At 40.8% G+C, this 4,345-nt stretch carries 6 protein-coding genes; all 6 read right to left on the bottom strand.

Annotation, left to right across the window (positions count from 1 at the left end):
• A partial coding sequence (locus tag AB685_RS27070) for a TRAP transporter small permease (RefSeq protein ID WP_053073971.1) occupies positions 1-415 on the bottom strand: 415 nt, incomplete at its 3' end.
• 69 nt (positions 416-484) lie between these two features.
• Positions 485-1,513 carry a TRAP transporter substrate-binding protein gene (locus AB685_RS27065; RefSeq protein WP_347230885.1) on the bottom strand — a complete coding sequence of 343 codons (1,029 nt, stop codon included), beginning with the start codon at positions 1,511-1,513 and terminating at the stop codon, positions 485-487.
• Between the two features lie 56 nt (positions 1,514-1,569).
• Entirely contained in the window at positions 1,570-2,586 is a 1,017-nt protein-coding gene (gene allD, locus AB685_RS27060) for an ureidoglycolate dehydrogenase (protein ID WP_047973696.1), read from the bottom strand.
• 14 nt (positions 2,587-2,600) lie between these two features.
• Entirely contained in the window at positions 2,601-3,140 is a 540-nt protein-coding gene (gene hxlB, locus AB685_RS27055) for a 6-phospho-3-hexuloisomerase (RefSeq protein ID WP_047973698.1), read from the bottom strand.
• A 5-nt stretch (positions 3,141-3,145) separates the two neighbouring features.
• Entirely contained in the window at positions 3,146-3,772 is a 627-nt protein-coding gene (hxlA, locus tag AB685_RS27050) for a 3-hexulose-6-phosphate synthase (protein WP_047973695.1), read from the bottom strand.
• A 9-nt stretch (positions 3,773-3,781) separates the two neighbouring features.
• A partial coding sequence (locus tag AB685_RS27045) for a sugar kinase (RefSeq protein ID WP_047973694.1) occupies positions 3,782-4,345 on the bottom strand: 564 nt, incomplete at its 5' end.

Raw genomic sequence — 4,345 nt, 5'->3', positions numbered from 1 at the left:
CGCCAATAAGTAACATTGAGATTCCTATACTGGCATGAATCCAAGACATCTCAATATTCATCGTGGCAGAACGTTGACCTTGACCTAGTAACATAAAGTAATAACCATAATAAGCAATGTAACCGCTCATGACGATTACCAAGAGTTGCGTAAAAGCTTTATAATAATTCCGGAACTTTGCCGGTATTGCATTCAAAATGAAATCAATACTAATAAATTCTTGACGTTTCATAGCTARCGGAGCTCCAAAAGATACCGCAAAAATAAATAAATATCGAGTTAACTCTTCAGTCCATACTGCAGAAAAAGGTAAAAATCTTGTAGCAACTTGCATGGATACAACGACAATAATACCGATAAAACAAAGGGCAGTTAATACTTCTAGGGTTCTATCTAAAAGTTTTAGCGGTTTCATACTCCTCATCGCCTTTCTTAGGAAGAAGACGTATCAACGTCTAGTTGATACGTCTCTAGGACTTCATTATTATTCAACATCTAAAATTTGCTGATAAAGCTCGAATTGCTCTTCAGATAAAGCATTTTCAATTGCCGGCTCCATTGCTTCACGGAACGCATCTTGGTCTACATCGTCATTAAATGTCATGCCTTCAGCCTCGAGAGTGTCGTGGTAGTTTTGAATTTCTTCGACAAATAGCTCATCGCCGTATGTTTTTGCTTCTTCAGCTGCTTCCATAACTGCTGCTTGTAAATCTTCACTTAATGCTTCGAATTGTGAGTTCCCCACTACTACATAAATCCAAGAGTAGACATGCTCAGTTAAGTTTACGTATTCTTGAACTTCATAAAGTCCGCCACTGTGAATAAGGTCTACTGGATTTTCTTGGCCATGGATTACTCCTTGTTGTAAGCCAGTAAATACTTCATTGAAATCCATTACTTGTGGACCTGCTCCTGCTGCATTCCAAGAATCCATGAATAACGGAACATTTGGTACACGCATTCTAAATCCATTTAAGTCTTCTGGAGTGGAGATTGGCTCGTTAGAAGTTAAGTTACGAGGTGCACGCTCCATATGGAATAAAGGAGTAACCCCTACCTTTTCAACGATTTCTTCTTCAATCTCACGACCAATTTCGCCTTCAACAACTGCCTTAAGGTGATCGGAGTCACGGAATGCATACGGTACAGCTAGTAATGCAGCTTTAGGTGCCCAGTTTTGCATCGTTTCACCAGTAATTAGTAAGTCTACATTTCCACCTCTAACACTATTTAATACTTCCGTCTCTCCGCCAAGTTGGTTATTCGGATAGATAGAAATGTCAATTTGACCTTCCGTTTTCTCACTAACAAGCTCAGCAAACCTCTCTGCCGTTTGGTGCCAAATATGATCTTCAGCAGCTAAATGCCCCATTCTCCAGTTGATCGTCTCACCAGATGCTCCACTTTCATCTGTATCTGCCCCATTTGCCGTAGTTTCTGTATCACTACCTCCACAAGCAGCAAGCATCATTAACAAAGCTGAACCTACTACAAATCCTTTAAGCTTCTTCATGTTCATTTCCCCCTAAGAAAATTATATTTTGACGGCATTTAGTAACCGTTTACAACCTATTGTTTATTTGCTAGGTATTCATAAACCGATTTAGTAACAGGCACTCCTTCGCTTTGAGCCACTTCTTCTTTTAACTGTTCAGGCTCCCCTGGTACTAACACTTTATTGAACCCTTCAGCTGGTTCTACTTCGTGTATTTGATCAATCATTTCATCCATTGAATCTAGGAAATCATCAATATTCGTAAACATCGAAGGGTTGATAGTAAAGATAAAATGACCTAGCTTGCGTTTTTTATCATAGTCTCCGTACATTTTAGCGATATTTGGTCCAAAGCTAGAGCCTGTCATGATACCAGACATAATGTCGACAACCATTCCCAGTCCGTATCCTTTAGGCCCAGCAAAAGGAAGTAAATAAGATACATCGTGTGGATTTGTTGTTGGTTGACCCTTTTCATCTACTCCCCAATCAGCTGGGATATCTCCTCCTGCCTCTCTCGCGTGTAAGACTTTACCAAATGCTACGTTACTAGTAGCCATATCAAGAATAACTGGCTTGTTCTTTCTAGCAGGGAAACCGTATGCAATTGGATTTGTGCCAAAGTAAGGCTTAGCTCCTCCAAAAGGAACAACAATATTATCTGTATGCGTTAATGCCATCCCAACTAAGTTATGTTCTGCAGCTTGTTGAACGAAGTAAGAAAGGGCACCGCAGTGGCTACTGTTAATAATTCCAACCATTCCAATTCCGTTCTTTTTCGCCATTTCAATTGACACTTCCATTGCTTCCTTTGCCACAACGTGACCCAGGCCATCATCACCATCAAAGATCGCTGAGCAAGGACCTGTGTTTGTTACCTTGAATTCAGGGTTTGGGTTCATGCCGCCTTCGTTTAAGCGCTTTACATAATGCTCTGTGCGAAGAACCCCATGTGAGCTCACACCGCGCATATCAGCATGTACCAATACATCAGCTACGATTTTGGCATGCTCTTTAATAAGTGAAGCTTCTGTTAATCTATTTACGACTAATTCTTTTAATTGTTCTTGTGATACTTTAATATCCGTCATTTTTTTGTCTCTCCCTACTCTAAGTTTGCATGTCTATTTTTCATCTCATCATGACTATTTGTTTGATTCACACTATAAATAATCAGCGCATCTAACAATAGATGAAGACTTTGATCAAATTGATTGCCAAGAGGTTGAATCGTATCAGGMTCACTTGCACGTCTGTACTTCGTTGCAGCTGGGATCTCTAATAGATAATCRCTCACCTCTGCTAATGGAGAGCTTGCATCCGTTGAAACACCTAACACAACTGCGTTTACTTCTTTTGCTTTTTTAGCTGTTTGTACAATGGAACCCGTTGTCCCTGATCCTGAGATCGCCACTAACAGGTCGCCTTCTTGAATACTTGGTGTGATCGTTTCCCCAACAGCATAGACGTTATATCCTGCATGCATTAATCTCATTGCAAAAGCCTTACCCATTAATCCAGAGCGACCTTCCCCAAGCACAAAAATGCGATGTGCCTTTTTTAGTTCTTTAGAAAAATCAATGGCTTGATCTTCCTTTACAGTTGCAAGAACCTCCGTTACTTCTTTAACCACGGTTTCAATCATTGTTTTCAAGGAGAGATCATTCCCTTCAATCTTTTCGCCATCTCAGCTCGGTCTCTAGCCTTTGTAATCGCACCACCGACGATGAAAATATCCGGAGTATGAGGTAAAAATTGTGGCAAGGATGCTTCATCAATCCCACCTGCTACGGACACTTCGAACTCATTTGCATCTGTTAATAAACGAAAGAGATCAGCTGTAGCATTCTTTCCATCTCCTTGCATATCCTTTCCGATATGCAAACTAACTAAGTCCACTCCCAAACTCTGAAGTTGTTGAATCCTTTTTGAACTCGTAATTCCTAGGAGGTCGACCATCACTCTTTTGTTGTGACTTTTTGCTACTTGGAGCATCTCTTTAATGGTGGCATCATGGGCAAAAGCCATCACTGTAGTAATATCAGCCCCTGCTTGGAATGCTTGCTCTGCTTCTGACCTACCTGCATCACACGTTTTCATATCAGCAACAATCGTTATATTTGGGTAAACACTTTTTATTCTTTCGATGATCGACATGCCATATTCTTTTATGACACCGGTTCCAATTTCAATTAAATCAATAGAGGTGCTAGTTTCTTCTAATATAGTGAGACATTCATCTTGTGTGAGACGATCTAATGCTAGTTGCAACTTCATCAAAATCGCCTACCTCTCCACTTCATGTTTTTTCCCGAGTCTAACGAGCACGTCATCTAAATATGGAAGCCCTTCGTTGTCCCCAGTTACGCTTACTACCATTGATCCGATCACATTCGCAAATTGGAGCGATTCTTCTAGGCTATGTTTATTTAGGTACGAGTAAATATATCCGGCATTAAACCCATCACCAGCACCGACTGTATCGACAATCACCTTCGGCTTAACAGGGGCAGCATAATGAATTTCACCGTTACGATAGCCGACCGATCCTTCTGCGCCGCGCTTTAAGATAATGTCTTGGATGCCATACTCTTTGAAAAGCGTGATATATTCTTCAATCGTCTTTTTACCAAAAAGGAGTTCAGCCTCTTCTTCTCCAGATAACACGATATCCACATATGGCAGAATCAACTCAAACGCTGCCTTTGCCTCTTCTATCGTCCATWATTTCAACCGTAAATTCGGATCAAATGAAACAAGTACACCGTGCTTTTTCGCCAGCTTAACCGCTTCTAGTAATACGCCAGGATTTTTCTTGTCGATCGCCGCAAATACCCCGGTGACATGGAG

It is taken from the genome of Bacillus sp. LL01, from assembly GCF_001037965.1.
Note: the sequence above shows the minus strand (reverse complement) of the source record. Positions and strands in the feature narration are given on the sequence as shown.

Excerpts from the sequence above, each read along its gene's own strand:
- AB685_RS27065 (WP_347230885.1), bottom strand. The coding sequence starts at position 1,513 with ATGAAGAAGCTTAAAGGATTTGTAGTAGGTTCAGCTTTGTTAATGATG.
- allD (WP_047973696.1), bottom strand. The coding sequence starts at position 2,586 with ATGACGGATATTAAAGTATCACAAGAACAATTAAAAGAATTAGTCGTA.
- hxlA (WP_047973695.1), bottom strand. The coding sequence starts at position 3,772 with ATGAAGTTGCAACTAGCATTAGATCGTCTCACACAAGATGAATGTCTC.